Source organism: Streptomyces sp. NPDC059668, assembly GCF_042734135.1.
GTDB lineage: Bacteria > Actinomycetota > Actinomycetes > Streptomycetales > Streptomycetaceae > Streptomyces.
Map to the genome: position 1 here is coordinate 39,254 of NZ_JBHWEL010000055.1, position 25,422 is coordinate 64,675.

At 70.7% G+C, this 25,422-nt stretch carries 24 protein-coding genes, 2 tRNA genes and 1 pseudogene; 3 read left to right on the forward strand and 24 right to left on the reverse strand.

What is annotated here, in order from left to right; all coding sequences use genetic code 11:
- Window positions 1-78: 78 nt before the first annotated feature.
- Window positions 79-151 (reverse strand) — tRNA-Ala (locus ACFV2J_RS30605).
- Window positions 152-273: 122 nt separating this feature from the next.
- On the opposite strand from ACFV2J_RS30605, the gene ACFV2J_RS30610 reads away from it, so the two are divergent.
- Complete coding sequence (locus ACFV2J_RS30610) at window positions 274-1,458, forward strand: glycosyltransferase 87 family protein (protein ID WP_385441664.1); 1,185 nt, start codon at window positions 274-276, stop codon at window positions 1,456-1,458.
- On the opposite strand, the gene ACFV2J_RS30615 is transcribed toward ACFV2J_RS30610, so the two are convergent.
- From ACFV2J_RS30615 to ACFV2J_RS30660, 10 genes and pseudogenes are all read right to left on the reverse strand, one after another.
- On the reverse strand, window positions 1,427-1,660 hold the full coding sequence (locus ACFV2J_RS30615) for a hypothetical protein (RefSeq protein ID WP_010986886.1): 234 nt from the start codon (window positions 1,658-1,660) through the stop codon (window positions 1,427-1,429). The two genes, ACFV2J_RS30610 and ACFV2J_RS30615, sit on opposite strands and share 32 nt — an antisense overlap.
- A gap of 3 nt (window positions 1,661-1,663) precedes the next feature.
- The gene (locus ACFV2J_RS30620; protein ID WP_385090007.1) at window positions 1,664-1,837 is read right to left on the reverse strand and encodes a hypothetical protein; all 174 of its coding nucleotides are present in this window, start codon (window positions 1,835-1,837) and stop codon (window positions 1,664-1,666) included.
- A 69-nt stretch (window positions 1,838-1,906) separates the two neighbouring features.
- Window positions 1,907-2,047: pseudogene (locus ACFV2J_RS30625) on the reverse strand (MFS transporter); the annotation flags it as partial.
- 101 nt (window positions 2,048-2,148) lie between these two features.
- A tRNA-Ala gene (locus tag ACFV2J_RS30630) sits at window positions 2,149-2,221 on the reverse strand.
- Between the two features lie 116 nt (window positions 2,222-2,337).
- Window positions 2,338-3,000, reverse strand: coding sequence for a histidine phosphatase family protein (locus ACFV2J_RS30635; RefSeq protein WP_385090004.1), 663 nt, complete (start codon window positions 2,998-3,000; stop codon window positions 2,338-2,340).
- Window positions 2,997-3,440: a ribosome silencing factor gene (gene rsfS, locus ACFV2J_RS30640; RefSeq protein WP_385090001.1), complete on the reverse strand. Its 444-nt coding sequence runs from the start codon at window positions 3,438-3,440 to the stop codon at window positions 2,997-2,999. Before rsfS ends, ACFV2J_RS30635 begins: the two co-directional genes overlap by 4 nt.
- 152 nt (window positions 3,441-3,592) lie before the next feature.
- Entirely contained in the window at window positions 3,593-5,461 is a 1,869-nt protein-coding gene (locus ACFV2J_RS30645; RefSeq protein WP_385089998.1) for an LCP family protein, read from the reverse strand.
- 16 nt (window positions 5,462-5,477) lie between these two features.
- Complete coding sequence (nadD, locus tag ACFV2J_RS30650; protein WP_385089995.1) at window positions 5,478-6,200, reverse strand: nicotinate-nucleotide adenylyltransferase; 723 nt, start codon at window positions 6,198-6,200, stop codon at window positions 5,478-5,480.
- A gap of 79 nt (window positions 6,201-6,279) precedes the next feature.
- Window positions 6,280-6,444: a hypothetical protein gene (locus ACFV2J_RS30655; RefSeq protein WP_168528072.1), complete on the reverse strand. Its 165-nt coding sequence runs from the start codon at window positions 6,442-6,444 to the stop codon at window positions 6,280-6,282.
- Window positions 6,445-6,648: 204 nt separating this feature from the next.
- Entirely contained in the window at window positions 6,649-6,810 is a 162-nt protein-coding gene (locus tag ACFV2J_RS30660; protein ID WP_385089993.1) for a hypothetical protein, read from the reverse strand.
- A gap of 103 nt (window positions 6,811-6,913) precedes the next feature.
- On the opposite strand from ACFV2J_RS30660, the gene ACFV2J_RS30665 reads away from it, so the two are divergent.
- Entirely contained in the window at window positions 6,914-8,086 is a 1,173-nt protein-coding gene (locus ACFV2J_RS30665; RefSeq protein WP_385089990.1) for a M48 family metallopeptidase, read from the forward strand.
- Window positions 8,087-8,164: 78 nt separating this feature from the next.
- Here ACFV2J_RS30665 and ACFV2J_RS30670 read toward each other — a convergent pair whose 3' ends face one another.
- The 5 genes from ACFV2J_RS30670 to proB all read right to left on the reverse strand — a co-directional run bounded on the left by ACFV2J_RS30670 (window position 8,165) and on the right by proB (window position 13,271).
- Complete coding sequence (locus ACFV2J_RS30670; RefSeq protein WP_385089987.1) at window positions 8,165-9,232, reverse strand: hypothetical protein; 1,068 nt, start codon at window positions 9,230-9,232, stop codon at window positions 8,165-8,167.
- Window positions 9,233-9,355: 123 nt separating this feature from the next.
- Window positions 9,356-9,997, reverse strand: a complete 642-nt coding sequence (locus ACFV2J_RS30675) for a hypothetical protein (protein ID WP_385089985.1) — start codon at window positions 9,995-9,997, stop codon at window positions 9,356-9,358.
- Window positions 9,998-10,112: 115 nt separating this feature from the next.
- Window positions 10,113-11,399, reverse strand: a complete 1,287-nt coding sequence (locus ACFV2J_RS30680) for a glutamate-5-semialdehyde dehydrogenase (protein WP_153290642.1) — start codon at window positions 11,397-11,399, stop codon at window positions 10,113-10,115.
- 61 nt (window positions 11,400-11,460) lie between these two features.
- Entirely contained in the window at window positions 11,461-11,955 is a 495-nt protein-coding gene (locus tag ACFV2J_RS30685; RefSeq protein WP_385090013.1) for a hypothetical protein, read from the reverse strand.
- Between the two features lie 227 nt (window positions 11,956-12,182).
- A complete protein-coding gene (gene proB, locus ACFV2J_RS30690) occupies window positions 12,183-13,271 on the reverse strand; it encodes a glutamate 5-kinase (RefSeq protein ID WP_385441681.1) in 1,089 nt (362 codons plus the stop codon).
- A gap of 286 nt (window positions 13,272-13,557) precedes the next feature.
- Here proB and ACFV2J_RS30695 point away from each other — a divergent pair, with 286 nt between their 5' ends.
- A complete protein-coding gene (locus ACFV2J_RS30695; protein ID WP_385097625.1) occupies window positions 13,558-14,958 on the forward strand; it encodes a polysaccharide pyruvyl transferase family protein in 1,401 nt (466 codons plus the stop codon).
- Window positions 14,959-15,054: 96 nt separating this feature from the next.
- Here the strand turns inward: ACFV2J_RS30695 and ACFV2J_RS30700 are convergent, their stop codons facing one another.
- The 8 genes from ACFV2J_RS30700 to rplU form a co-directional block, all read right to left on the reverse strand.
- Entirely contained in the window at window positions 15,055-16,263 is a 1,209-nt protein-coding gene (locus ACFV2J_RS30700) for a glycosyltransferase family 2 protein (protein ID WP_385097629.1), read from the reverse strand.
- 200 nt (window positions 16,264-16,463) lie between these two features.
- Window positions 16,464-18,560 carry a hypothetical protein gene (locus ACFV2J_RS30705; RefSeq protein ID WP_385441683.1) on the reverse strand — a complete coding sequence of 699 codons (2,097 nt, stop codon included), beginning with the start codon at window positions 18,558-18,560 and terminating at the stop codon, window positions 16,464-16,466.
- Window positions 18,561-18,767: 207 nt separating this feature from the next.
- Window positions 18,768-20,267: a D-ribitol-5-phosphate cytidylyltransferase gene (locus tag ACFV2J_RS30710; protein WP_385093116.1), complete on the reverse strand. Its 1,500-nt coding sequence runs from the start codon at window positions 20,265-20,267 to the stop codon at window positions 18,768-18,770.
- A gap of 585 nt (window positions 20,268-20,852) precedes the next feature.
- A complete protein-coding gene (locus ACFV2J_RS30715) occupies window positions 20,853-22,403 on the reverse strand; it encodes an alkaline phosphatase D family protein (protein ID WP_385093119.1) in 1,551 nt (516 codons plus the stop codon).
- A 237-nt stretch (window positions 22,404-22,640) separates the two neighbouring features.
- Window positions 22,641-22,814: a hypothetical protein gene (locus ACFV2J_RS30720; protein ID WP_385093122.1), complete on the reverse strand. Its 174-nt coding sequence runs from the start codon at window positions 22,812-22,814 to the stop codon at window positions 22,641-22,643.
- Window positions 22,815-22,942: 128 nt separating this feature from the next.
- Window positions 22,943-24,379, reverse strand: a complete 1,437-nt coding sequence (gene obgE / locus ACFV2J_RS30725) for a GTPase ObgE (protein WP_385441677.1) — start codon at window positions 24,377-24,379, stop codon at window positions 22,943-22,945.
- Between the two features lie 134 nt (window positions 24,380-24,513).
- A complete protein-coding gene (gene rpmA / locus ACFV2J_RS30730) occupies window positions 24,514-24,768 on the reverse strand; it encodes a 50S ribosomal protein L27 (protein WP_028802588.1) in 255 nt (84 codons plus the stop codon).
- Window positions 24,769-24,782: 14 nt separating this feature from the next.
- Window positions 24,783-25,103 carry a 50S ribosomal protein L21 gene (rplU, locus tag ACFV2J_RS30735; protein WP_006374708.1) on the reverse strand — a complete coding sequence of 107 codons (321 nt, stop codon included), beginning with the start codon at window positions 25,101-25,103 and terminating at the stop codon, window positions 24,783-24,785.
- Window positions 25,104-25,422: the final 319 nt, after the last annotated feature.

Below are 25,422 nucleotides of genomic sequence, written 5' to 3' on the forward strand. Positions count from 1 at the left end.
CCGCGGGGCGCCGGGCTGGGGCGCATTCACCCCCGCAGGGGGCCCCCCCGTCGGGGGGGGCCCCGCCTTCATATTCTGTGGAGCTAAGGAGAATTGAACTCCTGACCTCCTGCATGCCATGCAGGCGCTCTACCAACTGAGCTATAGCCCCTTGTCCTGCTCCGCCCGGTCTCCCCGGCGGCGACGCCAACATTACACGGTCCTCCCCGTGCACCACCAAATCGATTCCGCGCCGCTCGGACAATACGGACATGCGGGATAGTGTCGGCGTCCGTGACCGTGATCGCCCTCCCCCGTGTCCGCCGCCACGCGTCCGTCGCCCTGGGGGCGTGCCTGTTGTCGTTCGCCGCCTTCTGGTGCGCGCAGCGGGCCGCGCACGTGTCGATGATCGACCTGACGGTGTACCGGGCGGAGGGCGCGACCGTGCGCGCGGGCGGCGACCTCTACGCGCTGCGTACGACCGAGGCCCATCTGCCCACGACGTACCCGCCGTTCGCGGCCCTGCTGTTCACACCGCTGACCCTGCTGGACACGGCGGACCTGCGGACGCTCGCGACGGCCGGGAACCTGGCCCTCCTCGTGGTGTTCGTGGCGCTCTCGCTGCGGCTCGCCGGCCACGCGCGCGTCCAGGGCGTGTGGTGGACGTCGGCGGTGGCCGTGTGGTGCGAGCCGGTGTGGACGACCCTGCGCTACGGGCAGGTCAACCTGCTGCTGGGGGTGTTGGTGCTGTGGGACCTGTCCGGGCGGTCCGCACGGCGCTGGGCCGGGGCGGGCATCGGGATCGCCGCGGCGGTCAAACTGACCCCGGCGCTCTTCGCGGTGTTCCTGCTGACCGCCGGCCTCGTGGAACACGCGCGCGGGGGCCGCGGCGGGACCTGGCTGCGACACGCGCGCGGGGCCGCCGTCACGTTCGCCGGGGCGACGCTGCTCGCGGCCGCCGTCCTGCCGTACGACTCCTGGCACTTCTGGAGCCGGGCGGTCTTCGAGACGGGCCGGGTCGGGCTGGTGGAGGACACCGCGAACCAGTCGCTGCGCGGGGTCCTGGCCCGGCTGCTGCACACCGCGCACCCCGGCCTCTGGTGGGTGGCCGCGGCGGCCGGGGTGGGGGTCGTGGGTCTCACGGCCGCCGTGGCCGCGGAACTGCGTGGGCTGCGGGCCTGGGCGGTGGCCGCCTGCGCGGTGACGGCGCTGCTGGTCAGTCCGGTGTCGTGGTCGCACCACTGGGTGTGGTGCGTGCCGTTGACGCTGCTCCTCGCGACGCGCGGGAGGGTGTCCGCCGTCGCCGTCGCCGTGGCGTTCTGCTCGTACGCGCTGTGGTGGGTACCGCACGGCCCCGGCCGGCTCGAACTGCACCAGAACGGCGTCCAGTCGACGCTGTCGGCCCTCTACGCGGGAGCCGGCTGCGCCTTCCTGGCCCTTCTCGGGGTCAGGCTGTCGCGAACGAGTAGAAGCGCTTGAGCGTGCAGTGCTCGTCGAGGAGCCGACCGTAGATCGGCTCGCCCTCCAGCTCGCGGTACGTCTCGATGGGGTCGCCTTTTATGATCAGCGCCCGCGCGCACTCCTCGCACCAGTACTGGTAGTCGTGGTTGACCGGTTCCATGTCGCGGACGATGGGCGTACCACTGCCGCACCAATCGCACTTTCGCCTGTGTGCACCCATCGATCAGCTCCAGCTGTGGCCGCAGGCCGTGCACACGTAGGAGATCCCGCCGTTGTCGCCGAGGACCTGGGCGATGTGGACGGATCCACAGGAAGGACAGTCGAGGAGGGTGGCTCTTCTACGTTTCGGTGCCACTTCGAGAAGATCGTGGACCTCCTCGAGGATGCTCTCAGGCATCGCTTCTCCCTCCCGTCGGGCCGCGCCCCCTTCCGGCCGTTTGATTCTGCCACGGCCGGAGCAATACGGTCAGCGACGCCTTCGTACCAGTCCGGACACGGCACCCGACGTAGCCGTCGCGGCCAGCGCATACGTGCACATGAGGAGCGCGTCCGCAGAGGTATACGCCCCCGGAGGCCCAAGTGACTCAAGCAGGTTCAAGAAGAGTGTGGCGGGGGCCCTGCGGTCCCTCGGGGCAGACAGAAAATCCCGCCCCCTGAGGGGACGGGATCTTCGTCATCGATCTTCGACGACTCCAAGGAGTCGATCTGTGGAGCTAAGGAGAATTGAACTCCTGACCTCCTGCATGCCATGCAGGCGCTCTACCAACTGAGCTATAGCCCCTCGTGTTCTTCCCGCCCTGCGGGGCGAACAAGAAGAACTTTAGCCTGCGACCTGCCGGAAAGTGAAATCCGGTCCCGACAGGCCTCCGGGACAGGTCGGAGGGCCGCTGGGCCGTCTCAGTCGTCGTCTCCGAGCACCGGCTCCGGCAGCGTGCCGGCGTTGTGTTCCAGCAGCCGCCAGCCCCGCGCGCCCCGCCCGAGGACGGACCAGCAGCAGTTGGAGAGGCCGCCGAGACTCTCCCAGTGCTGTGACTCCAGGCCGAGCAGACGCCCGATGGTCGTACGGATCGTGCCGCCGTGACTGACGACCACGAGGGTGCCGTCCTCGGGGAGTTTGTCGACGTGCCGCAGGACCACGGGAGCGGCCCGGTCGGCGACCTCGGACTCCAGTTCGCCTCCGCCCCGGCGCACGGGCTCGCCGCGCTTCCAGGCGGCGTACTCGTCGCCGTAGCGGCCGAGGATCTCGTCGTGCGTCAGCCCCTGCCAGACGCCCGCGTAGGTCTCCCGCAGGGCCTCGTCGTGGGTGACGTCGAGGCCGGTGAGCCCGGCCAGCTCGGCGGCCGTGGCGGCGGCCCGCCGGAGGTCCGAGGCGATGATCGCGTCGGGCTCCAGCGAGGCGAGCAGCCGGGCGGCGCGGCGGGCCTGGCCGATGCCCGTCTCGGTGAGCTCGACGTCCGTGGAGCCCTGGAAGCGGCTCTCCACGTTCCAGGAGGTCTGGCCGTGCCGCCACAGGATGACCCGGCGGCCCCGGCCCGGCTTCCCGCCGGCCCCGGCGGTCACCGCAGGTCCCCCAGTTCGGCGGAGTCCTCCTCGGCCTGAAGCTCGGCGTGCTCGGCGGTCTTGCCGCGGGTGGCCTTGGCGTCGGCCGGCAGGTCCAGCTCGGGGCAGTCCTTCCAGAGCCGCTCCAGCGCGTAGAAGACGCGCTCCTCGCTGTGCTGGACGTGCACGACGATGTCGACGTAGTCGAGCAGCACCCAGCGGGCCTCGCGGTCGCCCTCGCGGCGCACCGGCTTGACGCCGAGCTCCTTGCTCAGGCGCTCCTCGATCTCGTCGACGATCGACTTGACCTGGCGGTCGTTGGGTGCGGACGCCAGCAGGAAGGCGTCGGTGATCGAGAGCACATCGCTCACGTCGTAGGCGATGATGTCGTGCGCGAGCTTGTCTGCGGCCGCCTGCGCGGCGGTGTTGATGAGCTCGATGGAGCGGTCCGTGGCGGTCACTACGCGGCTTTCCGTCGGCGGTCAGTAATGACTCAAGGGTCTCACGGCCGACCGAGGGCACCCCACGCGTTTCCGCGGCCGTGCCCCGAAAGCCCCGGAGTACGGCCGCGGACACCCCGTGATCGCCGGTCGTCACCGCCGATCCCGCGGGGTCACCCGGTGGGGGTGCTCACCTTGTAGTCCTGGCCCAGGACCACGGACACGTCCGCGTTGGACGTCGCGTCGCCCTTCTTCACCGCGCCGGTCGGCAGGCCCAGGGTCTTCGCCACCTCGACGGCGTCGTCCTTCTTGGCGTCGTCGGTGTACGTGACCCGGGACACGCTCTGGGCCGCGGCGGCGGTGCCGGAGTCCAGGAAGGTGTAGCCGCCGTTGACCAGGACGACGCGGGCCTGGTCCGTGGCGGACTTCACCCCGGTGGCGTTCTTGACGCCGACACGGACGGCGGCCCCTGCCTCGGGGCTCTTGGCGGTACCGCCGAGCACGTCCTTGACCACGCTGTCGGTGGCGCTCTCGCTCAGGGTGCCGTCCTGCTGCACGGGCAGCAGCGCCGTCTTGTAGTCGCCGCCCTTGGCGAGGTCGGCGAGCTTGGCGAGGAAGACGCCGAGGTCCTGGTCGGTCAGCGGCGGGTCGAGGATCTGCGCGAGGGTCTGCACGGTGGTCGTCGCGGCCTGCTTGTCGGAGGACAGCTTGCGCAACACGCCCTGCATGACCTGGCCGAACCGTTCCAGCTGGGCGTTCTGGGCCTCACCCGGGGCGCGGTAGGTCGCGTAGGCGACGGCCGCCTTGCCGGAGAGGGTCTGGTCCTCGCCCTTCCTCACGAGGGGCGGCTCGCCCTTCTTCTTCGCGGCGGGGTCGGGCACGGCGGTGTCGGTCGTGACGTCGATGTTGCCGACGAGTTCGACGAGGTTGCTGAGGTAGGGGGTGTCGAGACGCCAGGTGCCCTGGATGTCGGTCCCCAGCACCGTGTCGATCGCGTCCTGGGTGCCCGAGGACCCGTCGTCGCCGACGGACTTGGCGAGCGTGGTCGTCGAACCGTCGTCGCCCGTCAGGGCGAGGGAGTTGGGCAGCAGGACGGTGGTGCCCCGCTTGGTCGTGGTGTTGTCGACGAGCAGCGCGGTGGAGGTGCCGCCGCCCTTCGTGTCGTGCAGGTGGACGACGAGCACGTCACGGTTCTGGGCGCTCGACGCCGCCGTCACGGCGGGCTTGCCGTGCGAGGCGGTGCCGGGCAGCTTGCCCGCGTACCAGAGGTAGCCGACCCCGCCGACCACGATCAGGGCGAACACCACGACCAGGGCGACGATCCGGCCGCGGGCGCGGCGGCGGGCCTCCTCGCGGCGTTCGGTGCGGTTCTCGGTGAACTTCAGCCAGTCGATGACGTCCTCGGACTCGGCTTCCTGCTCCTCGACGAACGCGAACTGCTCGGTGCGGTAGTCCCGGTCGGCCCGCTGCCCACCGTCCTCCGCGGGGCCCGCCTGCTGCGGGATGTAGGCGGTCTGCTCTGCGACCCGCGGCTGCTGCCCGGTGCTCGCGGCACCGGCCGTGTCCGGGTTCTGCCCGCCGTACCCGGCTTGCCCGTCCTGAGCCGCCCGGCCCGTCCGAGCCGTCTGTCCCGCCCGGCCCGTCCGGCCGGCCTGTCCGCCGCGTCCGGTCTGCGTCGGGTGGGGGGCCTGGGACGTCCCGGCCTGCTGCCCGTAGGAGTCGTACGCCGTGTCCGTCCCGTCGGGGGCGGACGCGCCGGCTCCGTACGGGTCGTAGGGGTCGTACGCGGGGACGGACGTCTGCTGACCGGTGTCGTAGGAGGACGCCGGCTGACGACCGGTGTCGTAGGCCGTTCCGCCGGTCGCGTACGGGTCGTAGCCGTAGCCCTGGGACTGCTGCGGCTGTTGGGGCTGCGCGTACGGGTCGTAGTGCTGCCGGGACGGCTGGGGCGGCACCTGCCGGTACACAGGCTGCCCGAACTCGTCGTAGCCGACGAGCTCGTACTGGTCGCCGCCCGTGTATCCGTCGTATCGGTCGTTCACCGGTGCCCCTCTCGGCTCACTCGCCGCGGTACAGCTCACGCTTGTCGATGTAGCGCACTACACCGTCCGGCACCAGATACCAGACGGGATCCCCCCTGCCGACCCTCGCACGACAGTCTGTCGACGAGATGGCGAGCGCGGGAACCTCGACGAGCGAGACCCCGCCCTCGGGCAGCCCGGGGTCGGTCAGGGTGTGGCCGGGCCGGGTGACTCCGATGAAGTGCGCGAGGGAGAACAGTTCTTCCGCGTACCGCCAGGTGAGGATCTGGCCGAGCGCGTCGGCGCCGGTGATGAAGAACAGGTCGGCGTCGAGGTTGAGAGAGCGCAGGTCGCGCAGGGTGTCCGTGGTGTAGGTCGGTCCGCCGCGGTCGATGTCGATGCGGCTCACCGAGAACTGCGGGTTCTCGGCGGTCGCGATGACCGTCATGAGATAGCGGTCCTCGGCCGGGGAGACCTTCCGGTCGCTCTTCTGCCACGGCTGCCCGGTCGGTACGAACACCACCTCGTCGAGGTGGAACTGGGCGGCGACCTCGCTGGCCGCCACCAGGTGCCCGTGGTGGATCGGGTCGAACGTCCCGCCCATCACGCCGAGTCGGCGCTTGCCCGGATTCGAGGGGCCGTTGCGGCGGCCGGTCGTCAGACGGCTCACGCCGCCACGCACCCCGCCACCCGCGGCGTCGCCGACGGCTCCGCTCTCCGAGTCGCCGGCCGGACCGGTAGGCATGTGCTGCTCTCCCATGCGTGCAGACCCTACCGGCCCGGTCGACGGGCTCCGCCCGACAGGGGTTCCGGTGACGGCCGCGGATGGCCGAAAGGGCTCAGCGGTCGCGGTTGAAACGCGTCGTGATCCACAGCAGCAGGAGCAGGACGAAGAGGGCGCCACCGCCGGTCAGGAACGGGCTGAGGCTCTCGTGGTTACCACCGTGCTCCTCGCCCTCGGCGGCAAGAGTGACCAACTGTGCGGCAGTGCTGTGGAAGCTCATCTCGGCAGGACCTATCCGATGGGGGTCCCCCCGCTCGAACGGAGTCGAGAGTGGGGGAGGGCGGGATGAAGACGTCGGCCCATCGTAATCGGGTGTCCCGGCGACGATCACGCCGACTCCGCCGTTGGGGAAGCCGGTTGCCGTGCGCGACGGTCACCGGCACCCCTTACGACGGTCACGGCGCCGGTCCTCCCGGCGCGGAGCTCAGTCGTCCTCGCGCTTGTACCCCCGCAGCAGGAACCAGGCGGCCAGGGCCAGCCCGACGATCATCACGATCAGCACGACGCGGAGCAGATCGCCCGGGCCCTGCTTGTCTGCCGCGCTCGCGGCCTCGGTGAGCCAGGCGGCTGCGGGGATGTGCTCCATGGCGTACGACTCCTTCTCTGTACTGCCCGTCCACCGTATCTCCGCCTAGGCTGGGCCGTGCCTTGGGGGCACATAGGGCACTCCGACGCACATGGGGGAACACATGTCCGATGACAGCAACGGGAACGGGCACGAGAACGTGCCGAGCAGGCAGCGCAGGCGCTTCGAGGGGATCTCGTCGCGGGCCTACGAACACCCGGCGGACCGCTCGGCCCTGGTGGCCCTGCGCAAGCTCACCGGCTTCGACACGGTCTTCAAGGCCCTGAGCGGCCTGCTGCCCGAGCGCAGCCTGCGGCTGCTGTTCCTGTCCGACTCGGTGCGCGTCTCGGACGCCCAGTTCGCGCACCTCAACGCCATGCTGCGGGACGCCTGTTACATCCTGGACCTGGAGAAGGTCCCGCCGATGTACGTCACCCAGGACCCGCAGCCGAACGCGATGTGCATCGGCCTGGACGAGCCGATCATCGTCGTCACGACCGGCCTCGTGGAGCTGCTGGACGAGGAGGAGATGCGGGCCGTCGTCGGGCACGAGGTCGGCCACGCGCTGTCCGGCCACTCCGTCTACCGCACGATCCTGCTCTTCCTGACCAGCCTGGCCCTCCGGGTGGCCTGGATCCCGCTGGGCAACCTCGCGATCATGACCATCGTGACCGCGCTGCGGGAGTGGTTCCGCAAGTCGGAGCTGTCGGCCGACCGCGCGGGACTGCTCGTCGGGCAGGACCCGCGGGCCTCGATGCGCGGGCTGATGAAGATCGCGGGCGGCAACCACCTGCACGAGATGAACGTGGACGCGTTCCTCGCGCAGGCCGAGGAGTACGAGGCCGGGGGCGACCTGCGCGACTCCGTGCTCAAGATCCTCAACGTCCTCAACCGTACGCACCCCTTCACCACGGTGCGCGCCGCCGAGCTGAAGAAGTGGGCCGAGTCCCGGGACTACCAGCGGATCATGGACGGTCACTATCCGCGGCGCAGCGAGGACAAGGACACCTCGGTCACGGACTCCTTCCGCCAGTCGGCGTCGAGCTACGCGACGGACGTGAAGAACTCCAAGGACCCGCTGATGAAGCTGGTCAGCGACATCGCGGGCGGTGCGGGCGATCTCGGGGGCCGGGTGCGGCGCGGCTTCGGCGGCTTCGCGGGCGGCTCCCCCAAGGACGCCCCGCAGCCCGACGGGCGGGACGGCGACGAGCGCCCCGGTGACACCGGCCCGGACGACGGCCGCCCCGGCGGCGACCCGGGTTCCAGGGGCGACGCGGGACCCAAGGGCGACGGATGACCGCACCCCGCGCCGGTCACTGATCTCCGGGCGCCACCACGGTGGCGCCCGCCCGGGACCGCCGGGCGCCGGCGCGGGTCAGATCCTCGGCTGCGCGCTCGTCGCCAGCGACCCGCACAGGGCCGTCGTGCTGCCGGTCGCGTACGGGTCGGTGCCCGCCGGGCCGCCCGCCTTCGCGGTCTGCCCGGCGAGCAGGGGACGCAGCCGGTCCACCGAGTCGTCGGCGCAGGCGAGCGGTCCGGCCTGGAGGGAGGAGACGACCAGTTCGGTCTGGTGCATGCGCAGGTCGTCGCGGTCGAAGCGGAAGTGCAGCTCTCGCCGGACGGTGAAGAGGGAGGCCTTCGCCCCGCTGTCCGCGCCCGCCGGCTTCAGGGCGTAGACGAAGGTGTGGTCGGCGACGACCTCCAGGGTGTCCGGGTCGGACTCGGCGGCCCGCAGGGTGCCCTGCACCCGGATCCTGAGGTCGGCCAGCTCGGTGCGGGCGGTGTCGAAGCGGACCAGCCAGCCGGTGGGCTCGTGCCGCCCGTCGGCGGCCGGACGGGTGAAGCTCTGGTCGAACTGGTCGAGCTGCTGGGGGTCGAGCAGGATCCGTACCGGCCGGTCGGTGCCGCCCTTGAGGACGTCCGGGTCGAGCGAGGACTTCACGAGGTAGTCCTTGGCGGTCGTGAGGGCGGCGACGACCTGGCTGTCCGAGAAGTGCGCGGTGCGGCGGGAGGCGGGCAGCGCTATGCCCTCGGCGCCGACCCCGAACTGCGCCGCGGGACTGTGCGCGTACAGGTCGTCGACGTTCACGGCCCCCGGCACGGGGGTCTGCGGCGCGAGGGGTATGACCGTCATGCGCAGCGGCTCCGGCGGCTGGGCGACGGGGTTCTGGTACGGGTGCCGTACGCCCATGTAGATCGCGGTGCCGAAGGCGACGGCTATCAGCAGGACCAGGATCAGCGCCTGCCGGGAGAGGCCGCGCTGGAGCGCGGGGCGGCGGCGCACGGCCGGGGCGTGGTCGGCCATCCGCTCCCGCGCGGAGAACTCCTGGAGACGGGCAGCGCGGACGAACGACTCGTCGAAGACGACGGATCGGTACTCGTCCTCTCCACCTGTGGGAGCGCCCTCGGGTGTCCCCTCAGGAGGGTCTCCAGGCCCGCCCATACCTTCAGAGTAGGTCTCCGGAGCCTCGGGTAAACGCGGTGGTGCGCGACAACTTCTGACAGGATCCCACCAAGACCACCCGGGAGCCCCGGGCTGTTCGAGGGGTCGACGACGCCGCTGGTGTCACGGGGTCCGGGGCATCGCCGACACGGCCGGCCGGGAGTGGTCGGCCGATGCCGGGGGCCCGGTGCCGGTGACCCTGTCGTGGCCCTGTTCGAGGCCCGTGGAGGCCGGTGACGGGACCTGGTCCCGGCCGCCCGAGGAGGCGCCTCGGTAGACCGCCGTGAAGGCCAGGGCGACCATGCCGATGCCCATCACCACGGCCAGCACCCAGGCCACCGGACGGTGCCAGCGGGCCTGCTTCCCATAAGCCCTGCCGAACGGTCCCGGAGCGCCGTGCCGGCCTTCCAGGATCTCCGCGTCGTCGAGGTCGTCCAGGTCCGGGTCACGGCCGTGTCCGCCGAGGCCGTCGGGACCGAAACCGTCCTCGTAGTGCTCGTCGTCGCCGTGCGTGCCCCGGGCGTGCGCCCGGCGCGCTTCCGCCTCGGAGGCCTCCGCGCGGGCCTGGGCGGCCGCCAGCAGGCGTTCCACGGCGGTCGGCTCATGGATCACCGCCGCCCGTACGAAGTCCTCGTCGAAGACCACGGAGGCGAACTCTTCGTCCGCACCCCCGCGGTCGCGGTCGTCGTCGGGCTCCCAGCCGTCAGGGAACGGCGTGCCCCCCACGTCCTCCGGCACGGATCCAGAGTAGACCTGGGGGGTCATTTTGGGCAGACGGTATGGAAATTCATCCGCCTGGCGAGACGCCTCTCCCGCGGACGCACACCGCCGCGCGCCGCAGGGCCCGCGCCGCGTTCCGCGCGCCCCCGCGTCCGGTGCCTCAGCGCCGGATGTGCCCGTCCCCCGTGACGATGTACTTGGTGCTCGTCAGCTCCGGCAGCCCCATGGGCCCCCGGGCGTGCAGCTTCTGCGTGGAGATGCCGATCTCCGCGCCGAAGCCGAACTGGCCGCCGTCGGTGAACCGCGTCGAGGCGTTCACGGCGACCGTGGTGGAGTCCACCAACTGGGTGAAACGGCGGGCGGCCTGCTGCGAGGTGGTGACGATGGCCTCCGTGTGCCCGGAGGTCCACAGCCGGATGTGCTCGACGGCCCGGTCGAGGGAGTCGACGACCGCGGCGGCGATGTCGTAGGAGAGGTACTCCGTCTCCCAGTCCTCGGGCGTGGCCTCGACGACGGTGGCCTTGGAGTCCTTGGCGTAGGCGAGGACGCGCTCGTCGGCGTGCACGGTGACCCCGGCGGCCGCGAGGGCGTCCAGGGCGCGCGGCAGGAACTCGGGCGCGATGTCCTGGTGCACGAGGAGCGTCTCGGCGGAGTTGCAGACGCTGGGCCGCTGGGCCTTGGAGTTGATCAGGATGTCGATCGCCATGTCGAGGTCGGCGTTCGCGTCGACGTACACGTGGCAGTTGCCGGTGCCGGTCTCGATGACGGGGACGGTCGACTCCTGGACGACCGTACGGATCAGCGAGGCGCCGCCGCGCGGGATGAGGACGTCGACCAGACCGCGGGCTCGCATCAGCTCGCGGACCGACTCGCGGCCCTCGCCGGGCACCAGCTGGACGGCGTCGGCCGGCAGTCCGGCGCCGCCCACGGCGTCGCGCAGCACGCGGACGAGGGCGGTGTTCGACTCGAAGGCCGAGGAGGAACCGCGCAGCAGGACCGCGTTGCCGGACTTCAGACAGAGGGCGGCGGCGTCGACCGTGACGTTCGGGCGGGCCTCGTAGATGATGCCGACGACACCGAGCGGGACCCGGACCTGGCGCAGGTCGATGCCGTTCGGAAGGGTCGAGCCGCGTACGACCTCGCCGACCGGGTCGGGCAGCGCGACGACGTCCCGTACGTCCGAGGCGATGGCGCGTACACGCTCGGGCGTCAGCGTGAGCCGGTCGACGACGGTCTCGCTGGTCCCGGCCTCCCGGGCCCGCGCGATGTCCTTCGCGTTGGCCGCGACGATCTCGCTCGTACGGACCTCCAGCGCGTCCGCGATCGCGAGCAGCGCGTCGTCCTTCTCGGCCCGCGGCAGCGGTGCGAGGTCGGCGGCGGCGGCCTTGGCGCGGTAGGCGGCCCGGGTGACCGGAGACATCGAGTCGTACGGCGAGAGCGTGGTCATATCGGAAGGGTAGTGCGCCGCGGGGGTCCGGCCAGCCGTTGTCCCACACCCCGAGACACCCTCAAAAGGGATGAACTCCCACCGGAGTGGCCGGAAGCGGCCCGTATCCCTCCGCGACGCGCTGGTGGTAGGTCTCGCGGTCGATGACCTCCAGGCCGACGATCTCCCAGGGCGGGAGCTTGGCGGTCTGCCGGTGCTCGCCCCACAGCCTGAGGGCGACGGCCGCCGCGTCGTGCAGGTCGCGGGCCTCCTCCCAGTAGCGGATCTCCGCGTGGTCGTTGGCGTACCGGCTGGTCAGCAGGAAGGGGTGGTCGTGGGCCAGCTGTTCCAGTCCGCGCCGCACCTCCTTCAGCGGGGCCTCGCCGCCCGAGACGCTCAGCGTGACGTGCCACAGCCGCGGCTGGTCGGCGGGTTTCTCGCCCTCGAAGGCGTCTCCGGCCGCGACGCTCGTCAGGGCCCGTTCCTCGCCCGCCGCACGGGATGGGGCTCCCCCCGCTCGAGCGGAGCCGAGTGTGGGGGAGGCACCACCGCGCGACGCCGCCGCCCCAGGGCGCACTCGTCTCACGACGGCCTCCTTTACGCAATGGTCGTCACACAACCTCGGGGGTCTCCCTGCAACAAAGTTGAGCAGGTGGGGAGAGTCCGCGTGGCGCTTTTACGGAGTTTCACCGCGCTGCGACGGGCGTCCGCGAAACGTTCACACCGGTTTTCGGCCGGGGTGCGGAGTTCGGCCCCCGGGTCGCACGCCGGCGCTACGGCGCACAGGTGCCACGGACAGGCGTTCTACGGATACAGGAGGACCAGGTCGTCGCGGTGGACGACCTCACGTTCGTAGGCGGGGCCCAGTTCGCGCGCCAGTTCGCGGGTGGAGCGGCCGATGAGTTGCGGGATCTCCTTGGCGTCGAAGTTCACCAGACCCCGCGCGACCGCACGGCCGCCGTTGTCGCGCAGCTCGACGGGGTCACCCGCGACGAAGTCGCCCTCGACGGCCGCGATACCCGCCGGCAGCAGCGAGGTGCGCCGGTCGACGACGGCGCGCACGGCCCCGTCGTCCAGGATGAGCGCGCCCTGCGGGGTCGAGGCGTGCTGGAGCCACAGCAGCCGGTCGGCGGAGCGCTTGCCGGTGGGATGGAAGTAGGTGCCGGTGTCCCCGCCCGCCAGGGCCTCGGCGGCGTGCACGGCGGAGGTGAGGACGACGGGGATGCCCGCGGCCGCCGCGATCCGGGCGGCCTCGACCTTGGTGACCATGCCGCCGGTGCCGACGCCCGCCTTGCCCGCGCTGCCGATGTCGATGTGCGCGAGGTCCTGCGGTGCGCGCACTTCCGCTATCCGCGAGGTGCCGGGCCTGCCGGGGTCTCCGTCGTAGACACCGTCCACGTCGGAGAGCAGGACCAGCAGATCGGCGCGGACGAGGTGGGCGACGAGGGCGGCGAGCCGGTCGTTGTCGCCGAAGCGGATCTCGTCCGTGGCGACCGTGTCGTTCTCGTTGACGACCGGCAGGGCGCCCATCGCGAGGAGCTTGTCGAGGGTGCGGGCGGCGTTGCGGTGGTGGGCTCGGCGGCTGGTGTCGTCGGAGGTGAGGAGCACCTGTCCGACCCGGATGCCGTGCCGGGCGCAGGACGCGGTGTAGCGGGCGACCAGGAGCCCTTGCCCGACGCTGGCGGCGGCCTGCTGGCGGGCGAGGTCCTTGGGGCGCCGACGCAGGCCGAGCGGGGCGAGACCGGCGGCGATGGCACCGGAGGAGACGAGGACGATCTCCTTCTCGCCGCCGCTGCGGTGCTTGGCGAGCACGTCGACGAGGGCGTCGACACGGTCCGCGTCGAGGCCGCCCGCGGCCGTCGTCAGCGAGGAGGAGCCCACCTTGACGACCATCCTGTGGGCCCGCGCCACCGCCTGCCGCACCGCCGTAGACCGTCCGGCCACGTTCCCTTCCGCCTGCCCTGCCACCTGCGGTGTGTCCCCTCGCGTCGGTCCGGTCGTCCCGCCCGGCAATCTACGCGAAGCGGCCGGGCCGACGCCTCCCGGTCCAGCTGGCGGACGCCTCCGCGTAGCCGTCCGCTCACGGCTCGCGTATGCACAAAAGGTTGTACGGGTTCCTCATGGAACTTAAAGAGGACGCAAAGATAAGTTGAACGTTGTGGCACCTACTGTTCATCCGGTGAAGCGCATACTCCTGAGATCGGGGAAGAGCCCGTACGACGTCGTCCCCGTGGAACAAGCGCTCCACCAGGACGTCTTCGCCACCAACTCGGGCAACCTGATCTTCAGCGACGCCGCCCACAAGATCCTCGAGACCCCGGACACGGAGGTCGTGTCGAACGGCATCCGCACCGACGTCGCGGCCGCCGGCCGGATCAACGAGGAGTACGACGCGTTCGTCGTACCGCTGGCCAACGCGTTCCGGCCCTCGTTCGAGCCCCAGCTCAGGCGCCTGACGCGGCTCATCGGCAGGCTGCGGATCCCCGTGGTCGTGCCGGGGATCGGCGCGCAGACCGGCCTGGACTACAACCCGGCCCGGCTGAAGCCCATGGAGCCGGCCGTACGGGAGTTCGTCGCCGCCGTTCTGGACCGGAGCGCCTCCATCGGGGTGCGCGGCGAGTTCACGGAGCGCTATCTGAAGGACATGGGCTTCCGGGACGTCGAGGTCATCGGCTGCCCGTCGATGTTCATGTACGGCAAGGACCTGGACGTCCGCAAGAGTGCTCCCGCGCTCGGTCCCGGGTCCCGGGTCGCCGTCAACGGTTCGCACAGCGCGGTGCGGTCCCAGGGCCTGGACCGGGTGATCCGCCGGGCACACGCGCGCTACCCGTATCTGCGTTTCATCGGCCAGAACCTGAGTGACGCCCGCCAGTTGCACTGGCGCGACCTGTCGGACCCGAACGGCTCCGTCACCGCGATGCCCACGCACCCGGACCACCCGATGTACCGCGAGGACAAGGTCCGCGTCTACATCGACCCCGTGACCTGGATCGACGACCTGCGGGAGTTCGACTTCTCGTTCGGCTCCCGCATCCACGGCAACATCGCCGCGCTCCTCGCGGGTACGCCCGCGACCGTGCTCTGCGGCGACTCGCGCACCCTGGAGCTGTGCCGCTACTTCGACATCCCGCACCGCATGATCAACGCGCTGCCGCCGGACCTCGACCCGGCCGAGCTGTACGCGGAGGCGGACTTCGGCGCGCTGACGGGCGGCCACCAGGAGCGCTTCGAGCGCTTCACGGGCTTCCTGGACCGCAACGGCCTGCGGAACACCTTCACGCACGGCGACGGGGGCGCGGCCTACGACCGCCGGATGGCCTCGCTCGCCTTCCCGGCCGGCGTCCGGCCCTGGAACGACGCCGACATGGCCTCGCTCACCGCCCGGTTCGGCTGGCTGCAGACCCGTATCACCGAGCTGTCCGAGGACAACGCCAAGCTGAGGCGTGACCTCGACCGGGCCCGGAAGGGCGGCCCGAAGGCCCTGACGCAGGCCGTCGTCCCGCAGCGCTCCGTCTACCGCATGGCGCGCCGCGCGGTGGGGCGCCCGTTGCGTAGGGCGTTGCAGTCGGGCCGCCAGTAGCGCCCGTCCGCCCTCGTGGGTGCGTACTCCCCCGGTACACGCCCCGCCGACGCCCGTTCCGTGCGCCTCTCGGGGCGTCGGAGCGGGCGTTTCGCGTCATCCCGCCGCGCGGCGGGGTCCCAGCACCTTGCGGGCCATGCGGCGGGCGGTGCGCATCCCGGGGAAATGACTGGCGGGAGCGAACTTGAAGCTGTCGATGGTGACCGTCTCGCGGCTCGTCGGGATGAACCAGCTGTCCGGGACGGGCGCCTCCTTGTCACGGAAGTGCGGGTAGCCGAGATAGGCCTTGCGGCTGCGCGGGTCCACGTGGAGCGCGGGCGCCTTCTTCTTCTTGAGGAACTCCAGGAGGTCGACCAGCAGGTCGGCCCTGCCCAGACCGGCCAGGTTCACCCGCAGCCGCTCACTGACCTTGAGACGGTCGGCGACGCCCTCGGTCCAGTACGCGTCGATCAGCGGCTCGGCGAGCGCGAGCTTGTCGCGTCTGACCTCCTCGTCGTCCTTGAGGAAGACGGGACCGAACTGCGGGAGCAGGGTGATGAGGAAGGGCCGGACCATCAGGCCGTCGCGGCGCTTGCCGGCGGGCACGTGCTCGGCGATCAGACCCATCAGGGCGCGGGCCGAGTCGAAGCGCAGCCGGTAGCTGCCGCTCTTGGTGACGTGCTTGCCGTCCTCGCGGCCGACCAGGTAGTAGCAGTCGTAGTCGGCGATCACGGAGACACCGTCGGCGCGGAGGTACGCCTCCATGGTGAACAGCGCGTCCTCGCCGGTCTTCAGCGACTCGTCGAAGTGCATGCCGTGCCGGGTGAGCAGTTCGCGCCGGAAGAGCTTCTGCGCGCTGAGGGTGAACTTGATCTGCGAGGAGAACACGTCCGTGCGCGGCAGGGTCTTGCCCCACATCGACTTCGGGGCGGTGCGGTTGACCCCGATGACCTTGCCGAGCACGACGTCCGTGCCCTGCGCGTCGGCCATGGCGACCATGCGCTCCAGAGCCTCCGGACCGAGGTGGTCGTCGGCGTCGAGGAAGAAGACGTAGCGTCCGCGGGCCTTGTCGAGGCCGACGTTGCGTGGACCGCTGGGGCCGCCGGAGTTGGCCTGCCGGATCACGGTGACCGTCATGGCCGCGCGCTCCGCGAACTCCTCCAGGTACTCCCCCGTGCCGTCCATCGACCCGTCGTCGACGGCGACGACCTCGATCCGGTCGGACCCGAGCGTCTGGTCCTCCACCGACTGCAGGCACTTGACCAGGTATGGCATGGCCTCGTACGCCCCGATGATCACACTGACATCAGGCTGCGTCACTGTCACGTTTCCCCATCGTCATCAGAATATTTCCCCCGTTTCACCGCAAGGACTACTTAGAAGACGAGTGGGTATGTGGATCGGTTGCCTGACAAACCCTCAAGTGTGACGCGCTTCACAGCAATGAGCCCGGCTCCGAGGGTTACTCGGAGCCGGGCTCTGTCATATGCGCGCGGGCGACCGGCGGCCGGCCGACGGCCAGGGGATCAGCCCTTGACCGTCGCACCACCCGTCTCGCCCGCGGTGGCGGCCCGCTGGCCGGGAACCGCGCCCGCCGGCTCCGCCGCGGCGGCCGACGCTCCGGCCTCCTGGCCCTGGTTGCGCACCCGGGACTTCTTCGCCAGGTCGCGCACCGCGCCGTTGAACTGGTCGATCGACGCCGGTTCGTCGGGGCCCAGCAGATACCGCTTCAGCTCCCGGCGGTCGGTGGCCAGCGCGTCCGCCGACGGGTCGACGACCCCGGCGAGCAGCTCGTCCAGTTCGGCGGCCGAGTTGGAGAGGATCACGGCGGCGCGCACCGCGGTGTTCTGCCGCTTGAACTCCTCGACGCCCAGCTCCGCGGAGTCCGTGACCGCGTACGGCTTGCCGCTCGCGATGAAGTCGGAGACCACGCTGGATATGTCCGAGACCATCGCGTCGGAGACGTTGAAGCAGTCGTACAGGCGGGGCTCGGCGCCGGTGATCACCCGGTGCTCGGCGCTGCCGAAGGAGCGCCAGTAGGCGTCGTTCCACTCGGCGCGCAGCCGGGCGACCTCGGCGTGCGCCGCGGTGTCGACCATGCCGTCACGGGTGGCCTCGGCCTCGTCGCCGCTCTCGGTGACTCCGGTCAGCTGCTCGACACGGGCCGCGATCCGGGCCAGCTCGGCCACGGCCGCGCTCCGGGCCGCCGCGTCGCCGGCGAAGCGGGGGTCGGCGGCGCGTTCGGCGGCCGCCTTCTCGACCAGCGCGACGATCCTGTCGTGCGCGGCCTTGGCCCGCGAGCTGCGGGTGCCGGTGAACGGGTGCGGCTTGTAGAGGACACGGACGGGCGGATCGGCGCGCACCAGACGACGGACGATGTTCTCGCCCGCCAGCAGGATCGAGGTGTTGCCCGGGTTGTCGTCCCAGCCCTCCCAGGTGGGGGCGTACAGGATCGTCGGGCAGCGGCCGCCGGCGGCCGCGTCGGAAAGTCCGTCCTGCGCGTCCTGCCAGGTCCGGATCGGCGCGAGCTGCGGGCGGCCGACCTCGGCGATGTCGTCGTCACGGACGCCGACGTCGGCGATGGCGTAGCGGTCGCGGCCTGCCCGGCCGGCGGTCCACACCTCGTCGTACGCCTTGCTGAACGGGTTGACGCTGGCGAGCTTGTCGCTGTCGCCGTGTCCGATGAAGACGTGCTTCATGGTGGGGACGCGCAGCAGGTGGATGTTCTTGCCGACGTTCGCCGCGTACAGCGCGACCCGCACCGTGGACAGGTCCATGTTCATCAGGTGCACCCCTCCGGGCACGCAGATGACCGGGACGGTGGTGGGCGCCATGCGGTCCAGGACGGCGCGCTCGCGCAGGATGATCAGCGGCCGGGTGTCCAGCTGCTCCATCGTCTCCAGCCACATGTTGACCTGGTACGCGGAGTCCTTGGACCCCGAGAAGTACAGCACCGTCTCCGGGCGGTACTCACGCAGCCAGCCGTCGACCGCGGCGAGGACCTTCTCGGCGTTCGGCGGGGTCTTCCTGGCGCGGATGTACGGGACGAGCGCGACCACGTAGAGGAACGCGAGCCCCAGCGTGACCGCGATGCCCGCGAAGCCGTACACGTCGCTGCCGGTGGCTCCGGTGACGAGCACGCCGGTGACCGCCACCAGGTCGAGGTGGAGCATCTTCTCCGCGGCCCGGTTCAGCAGGGAGCGCGGCGGCGCGTCGGGGATACGGACGCGGGAGGCCAGGTCGACGTTACGGGTGGCGACGGGCATCTTGCGGCGCAGCCGGATCAGCGTGACCAGCGCGCTGTGCGGGGCCTGGAAGCCGTAGAAGGCCAGGAAGCACGCGATCGCCGCGTAGAAGACCATGCTGCCGGACAGGTCGAGACGCGCCAGGAGGAGCACCAGCAGCAGCTGCCGTACCAGGAATCTGATGGACAGACCGGCGCGCACCTTGCTCAGGCGGTTGATCAGATAGCTGCCACGCCGGTGCAGATAGTGGTCCGCCAGGTACGTCACGGCGGCCGCGGCGGCGAAGGCGCCCACGCTCGGGAGGAGCGCCGCGAGCATCAGGCAGGGAAAGCCCAGCATCATGAGGGCCGCCGCAGCCAGCTCGGCGGCACTGCCCACCCGGGCAACGCGTATAGCGGTGGAAATCACGGATAAACCTGCTCTTGGAGGGGAGTGCCGGTTTGGTACGGAAAATGCGCTTGGTACCGAAAAAGTACTGAAGCGGTTTTGTGAACGTTCTGGGAAATTTACGGATTCAGGCCTCTGTGAATGCGCCGCGAACACGCGGCCACAGAGGCCTGAATTACCGGAAGATATTGATGTTGATTATGCCACGCCGTCCTGTCGGTCCAGCACGCTGGCCAGCGCCGCCTCGAAGCCGGAGGCCTGTCCGGCGCCCGCCGTCGGGTCCTGCTGGCGCACGTCGATGACGTGACCGGTCAGTTCGGAGACGAGGACGTCGAGCGAGGTGCGCGCCACGGCCTCGGAGGAGAGCAGCGAGCCCGTGGGCTCCTGGCCGAAGGCCTTGGTGCGCATCGGGGTCGCGGTGCGCTCGGGGTTGATGCAGTTGACGCGGATGCCGTCGCCCGCCCACTCGTCGGACAGCGCCTGGGTGAGGTTCACCATGGCGGCCTTGGTGGAGGAGTAGAGGCTGTACTCGGCGCGGCCCCGGGTGTAGCTGCTGGAGGTGTAGAGCAGCAGCTGGCCCTTGGTCTCGGCCAGGTACTTGTACGAGGAGCGGGCGATCTGCACCGGGGCCAGGTAGTTGACCTTCAGCGCTTCCTCGATGGTCGCGTTGTCCGTCTCGGCGAGCTTGCCGATGCGCAGCACGCCGGCGGTGTTGATCACGTAGTCGATGCGCCCGGTCTCCGCGTAGGCCGTGGACAGCGCGTCGTCGACCTCCTCCGGGTTCTCGACGTGCGTGCCGGTGGTCGAGCGGCCGAGGGCGTAGGTCTTCGCCCCGTAACCCCCGGCGAGCTCGGCTATGTCCTTGCCGATGCCGTACGAACCGCCGAAGACCACCACGGTCTTGCCGGTGAGCAGCTCGCGGTAGGCGGCCTCGTCGGCCTGCTCGGGCGCGGCGGTGGAGGCGAGCTGGAAGAGCTTGTCGGCGATGAAGACGTCGACGGGCTGGGTGACCTTCATGTTGTACTCGTCACCCGCGACGACGTGGATCGGCACGTCCGGCAGGTACTTGAGCACGACCGAGCAGTCGTCGGTGGCCTGGAAGTTGGGGTCACCGGCCGCGACCTCGTACGCGCGGCGGATCGTGGACAGCTTGAACGCCTGGGGCGTCTGGCCGCGGCGCAGCCGGGAGCGGTCCGGGATCTCGGTGATGAACTCGCCGTCGTCGCCGTGGGTACGGGTCACGATGATCGTGTCCGCGGACGGGATGGCGACGTCCACGGCCTGGAACCGCTCCAGCGCGGTCACGCAGTCGTCGATCACGCGCTCCGACAGCAGCGGGCGTACGGCGTCGTGGAACAGGACGTTCGCGTCCTCGCCCTCGGCCAGGCCCTCACCGAGGGCGGCGATGGCACGCTCGGTCGTCTCGTTCCGCGTCGAGCCACCCTCGATCACCTTGGTGACCTTCTTCAGCCCCGCCTTCGCGACGATCTTCTCGACGTCCGGGACGTATCCCGGGGCCATCAGCACGATGATGTCGTCGATCGAGTCGGCCTGCTCGAAGGTGGTCAGCGTGTGCTCGATGACCGCCTTGCCGGCGATCTTCAGCAGTTGCTTCGGAATCGACAGACCCACCCGCTGACCGGTGCCGCCGGCCAGGATCACTGCGGTGGTACGGGGCTTGGCAATGTGCTCAGACACAGGTGACCTACCTTGGGGCGACAGGGAACATTCGGATGGTCCCACTTACGGTTACTGCGGTGCAAGGTGAGCGACCTCTGCCGCATATGTGCGCGCAACCGGTTATTCACCTTGCATGCAGGCGACTTCTCCGAGAGCTGTCCGGGTTGTACTGATTTGCTGTGAGTAAGTGCACACGTTTTCCCTGATCTCTTCACCTCCGCTCCGGACAGCGGGAGCCGCGGCCCCGCCCGGCACCGGACGCGGTGTCCGCTTCCTGTGCCGACGGTCACGCCCGTTTCGGGCGCTCGGGGTGCCGCGGGCGCGCCGTCCGGTGCCGCTGGCGCCCCATGACACGCCGGTGCGGGACCTGACGGGTTCCCTGGACGGCGGCGCGTGAACCCGCGCGGCGGCGCGGGGGCGTGCCCTGCGCGCTTCTCGACGGCGGTTCCAGGACGCGTCGGATTCTCCTGCCCGAGTTCTCTTACCCGAGTCACACCCGGAAACGCTCCGGCGCCCACCGGAGTCCCGGGCCCCCATCGAGGAGCGGCGGGATCCGTGAGCGCCGGAGCGTTCCCGTTCGGGCCGTCGTACCGGGCGGGACGGTCAGACCAGGCGTACGCCCGGATCGCCCGCCTCGACCCGCAGCCGGGCCAGCGTGCTGGAGGCGGCGTCCGGCAGCAGCACCGTCCCGGGGGCGCGCACCGTCGCGTCGATGCCGTCACGCCCGATGTCGAAGAGGTGGTAACCGCGGTGCGCGTCGATGAACTTCCAGTGCGGGTTGTCCGGCATCCGCGCGTCCCACTCGGCGTGGAACGCCGCCTGGTCCTGGTCGCCGCCGCTGGAGATGGAGGTCCCCACGAACTCGGCGCCGACGACGTCGGAGTCCGGGTCGGCGAAGTCCTCCTTCAGGTCGCTGACCATGGTGAGATGCCGGTCGCCGGCCAGCACCACGGGGTTGCGCACACGCGCGAACTCGCCCATCAGAGCGTTGCGTTCGGCCTGGTAGCCGTCCCAGGCGTCGTAGTACCAGAGCTTGCCCGGGCCCACCTGCAGATCGGTCTCGGCCATCATGATCTGCGAGGCGATCAGGTTCCAGCGGGTCGGTGAGTGGTGCAGGCCGTCGAGCAGCCACTCCTTCTGCGTGGCGCCCAGCATGGTCGTGGAGGGGTCCTCGGCGCCCGCCTGGCCGGTCGCCTGGTCGCTGCGGAACTGCCGGGTGTCCAGGACGTTCAGCCGGACCAGCCGGCCGAAGTCGAGCCGTCGGTACATCTGGATGTGCGGGCCGTCCGGGACCGCGGCCGCCCGGACCGGCATGTGCTCGTAGTACGCCTGATAGGCGGCGGTCAGCCGGGCCACGAAGGCGTCGTGCGACTGCTTGGCCGGGTCCTGCGGGACCTCGCCGGCGAAGTCGTTGTCGACCTCGTGGTCGTCGAAGGTGACCACCCAGGGAGCCGCCGCGTGCATCGCCGCGAGGTGCGGGTCGGTGCGGTACTGCGCGTAACGGTTGCGGTACTCGACGAGGGTGTACGGCTCTCCGCCGCCCTCGTGCCGGCGCACGGCCGTCGCCGACGGCGCGGACTCGTAGATGTAGTCACCGACGAAGAGGACGAGGTCCGGGTCCTGGCGGAGCATGTCGGCGTACGCCGTGAAGTAGCCGTTCTGCCAGTTCTGGCAGGAGGCCAGGGCGACCCGGAGCGAGCCGCCGCGGCTGTGCGGGTGCGGCGCGGTGCGGGTGCGTCCGACCGGCGAGAGCCGGCCCGAGGCACGGAAGCGGTACCAGTAGGCGCGGTCCGGGCGCAGTCCGCGGACGTCGACGTGGACGCTGTGCCCGTACGCGGGCAGCGCCCGCGCGACGCCCCGCCGTACCGGCTTCCTGAAGCGGGCGTCCTCGGCGACCTCCCATTCCACCGGCACCGCGGTGTCGGGCATGCCGCCGCCGTTCAGCGGGTCGGGAGCGAGTCTGGTCCAGATCACGACGGCGTCGGGCAGCGGGTCCCCGGAGGCCACGCCGAGCGTGAACACCTCCTCGGGCAGGGGCGTTTGGGCGGCGCGGGCGGCGCTGGGCAGCCACAGCTGGGTGGTGGCCGCCGCGCCCAGCACCGCACCCCCGGCGGTGAGAAAGCGGCGTCGATCGCGTGAGAATGCTCCGGTCATCGGCGAACTCCTCTGCTTCGGTGGCCCCTTGGACACCAGAAGGCTCACACGAAGCAACGACACGATCGCTGAACGGAGTTCATCAAGAGCATGACAAATAGGCGAGCAAAGCGCGGCCCGTCGCGGCACGGAGGGCCTTCCGCGCCGCGGCGGGTCCGACGGTCTCCCTGTTTCCGACCGCTCACGGGGTCCGGCGGTCTCCCGGGTTCCGGCCGCCGCTCGGGCCCTGACGAGCGCTCAGTTGCCGAACCTCAGGCGCTCCGCGCCGCCCGGCACCCCGGCGGTGCCCTGGCCGGACGACTTCGCACCGGTGCCGGTGCGAGTGCCGGTGAGTCCGCACGTGGTGCCGGTGAGGCCGCACGCGGTGCCGGTGAGTCCGCACGTGGTGCCGCGCGGGCCGGCGACGGCCACGCGCCCTGTTCTCCGCGCGACGGACTCCGGCACGGTCACGTGCACGCCGGGCGGCCGGAAAGAAGTCGGGCGCGGAGCGGCAACATCCGCATCCGCGCCCTTGACGACTTCCCGGGTCCGAGCGACTCCTAGAACGGCTCGAAGTCGTCGTACTCCTTGTCCGCGTCGTCCCGCTCCGCCTGCTTGTCCCGGCGGCGCTGCGCGGCGGGCCGGGGGGTGTCGAGGCGGTGGTCCTCGCCGCGGCGGCCGAGCATCTCGGCGCCGGCCATGACCGTCGGCTCCCAGTCGAAGACGACCGCGTTCTCCTCGGGGCCGATGGCGACGCCGTCGCCCGAGCGGGCGCCCGCCTTCACCAGCTCCGCCTCGACACCGAGGCGGTTGAGGCGGTCGGCGAGGTAACCGACGGCCTCGTCGTTGTTGAAGTCCGTCTGGCGGACCCAGCGTTCGGGCTTCTCGCCTCGCACCCGGAAGAGGCCGTCCTCCTCCTGGACCACGGTGAAGCCGGCGTCGTCGACCGCCTTCGGGCGGATGACGATCCGGGTCGCCTCCTCCTTGGGCTTGGCGGCGCGAGCCGAGCCGACCACCTCGGCGAGCGCGAACGACAGTTCCTTCAGACCCATGTGCGCGACCGCCGACACCTCGAAGACCCGGTAGCCGCGGGCTTCCAGTTCGGGGCGGACCATCTCGGCGAGGTCCTTGCCGTCCGGTACGTCGATCTTGTTCAGGACCACCATGCGGGGCCGGTTGCCGAGGCCGCCGTACTGCTTCAGCTCCTCCTCGATGATGTCGAGGTCGGTGACCGGGTCACGCTCGGACTCCAGGGTCGCCGTGTCCAGGACGTGCACCAGCACGCTGCAGCGCTCCACGTGGCGCAGGAACTCGAGGCCGAGGCCCTTGCCCTGGCTGGCGCCGGGGATGAGACCGGGCACGTCGGCGATCGTGTAGACCGTCTCGCCGGCCGTCACCACACCGAGGTTCGGGACGAGGGTCGTGAAGGGGTAGTCCGCGATCTTCGGCTTGGCCGCGGACAGGACGGAGATCAGGGACGACTTGCCCGCGCTCGGGTAGCCGACCAGCGCCACGTCCGCGACGGTCTTCAGCTCCAGGACGATGTCCTGGAAGTCGCCGGGCACACCGAGCAGCGCGAAGCCGGGGGCCTTGCGGCGGGCCGAGGCCAGCGCCGCGTTGCCGAGGCCGCCGCGACCGCCCTGGGAGGCGACGTACGACGTGCCGTGGCCGACGAGGTCCGCGAGGACGTTGCCCGCCTTGTCGAGGACGACGGTGCCGTCCGGGACCGGCAGGACCAGGTCCTGGCCGTCCTTGCCGGAACGGTTGCCGCCCTCGCCGGGCTTGCCGTTGGTGGCACTGCGGTGCGGCTTGTGGTGGTAGTCGAGCAGCGTGGTGACGGACTGGTCGACGACCAGCATCACGTCACCGCCGCGGCCGCCGTTCCCGCCGTCGGGGCCGCCGAGCGGCTTGAACTTCTCCCGGTGTACGGAGGCACAGCCGTGGCCTCCGCTACCCGCGGCGACATGCAGCTCGACGCGGTCCACGAAGGTGGTCATGGGGGGTGCCTCCAGCACTTCGGTTACGTCAGTACGTACGGAATGTCTTTTGCGTACTGTATTTCATTGACAACATGCGAAAGGCGGACCCGCTTCCCGTACGGGAAGTGAGGTCCGCCTCGCGTAGGAACCGGTCAGGCGACCGGAACGATGTTCACGACCTTGCGGCCGCGGTGGGTACCGAACTCCACCGCACCGGCGTCAAGGGCGAACAGCGTGTCGTCCTTGCCACGGCCGACGCCGTTGCCCGGGTGGAAGTGGGTGCCGCGCTGGCGGACCAGGATCTCACCGGCGTTGACGACCTGACCGCCGAAGCGCTTCACGCCGAGCCGCTGAGCATTGGAGTCGCGACCGTTCCGAGTGGACGATGCGCCCTTCTTGTGTGCCATCTCTCCTCAGTCCCTTACTTCGCAGCCGCGGGGATCTCAGTGACCTTGATCGCCGTGTACTGCTGGCGGTGGCCCTGACGACGGCGGTAACCGGTCTTGTTCTTGTAGCGAAGGATGTCGATCTTGACGCCCTTGTGGTGGTCCACGATCTCGGCCTGGACCTTGATGCCGGCAAGGACCCACGGGTCGCTGGTCACGGCGTCGCCGTCGACAACGAGCAGGGTCGAGAGCTCGACCGTGTCGCCAACCTTGGCAGTGGAAATCTTGTCAACCTCAACGATGTCGCCGACAGCAACCTTGTGCTGGCGACCACCGCTGCGCACGATGGCGTACACGCGGATCTCTCTCTCACTCGGAACGGAACCCCGCAGTCCAGCCACGCGCAGAAGCGCACGGCCTCTCCCGGGACGCATGGCACCGGGAGGAAAAAAGGTTTACGGGATGCGGCGCGTCTAAGAACACGCCGACGGTCAAGGTTACGGGGCCACGACCGACAGGGTCAAACCAGGTCGGCCCCCGTGGCTGTGCCACCGGTCACGCCGGTGCCCCGGACCGCCCCCGTCCGGCGGGGGGGCGGGGGCCCGGGGTTGTGGGGGCTGGGGGCGGCGTCGGGGTTCCGGCCGGTCTACGACATCGACGCGGACCGGCGTCTGG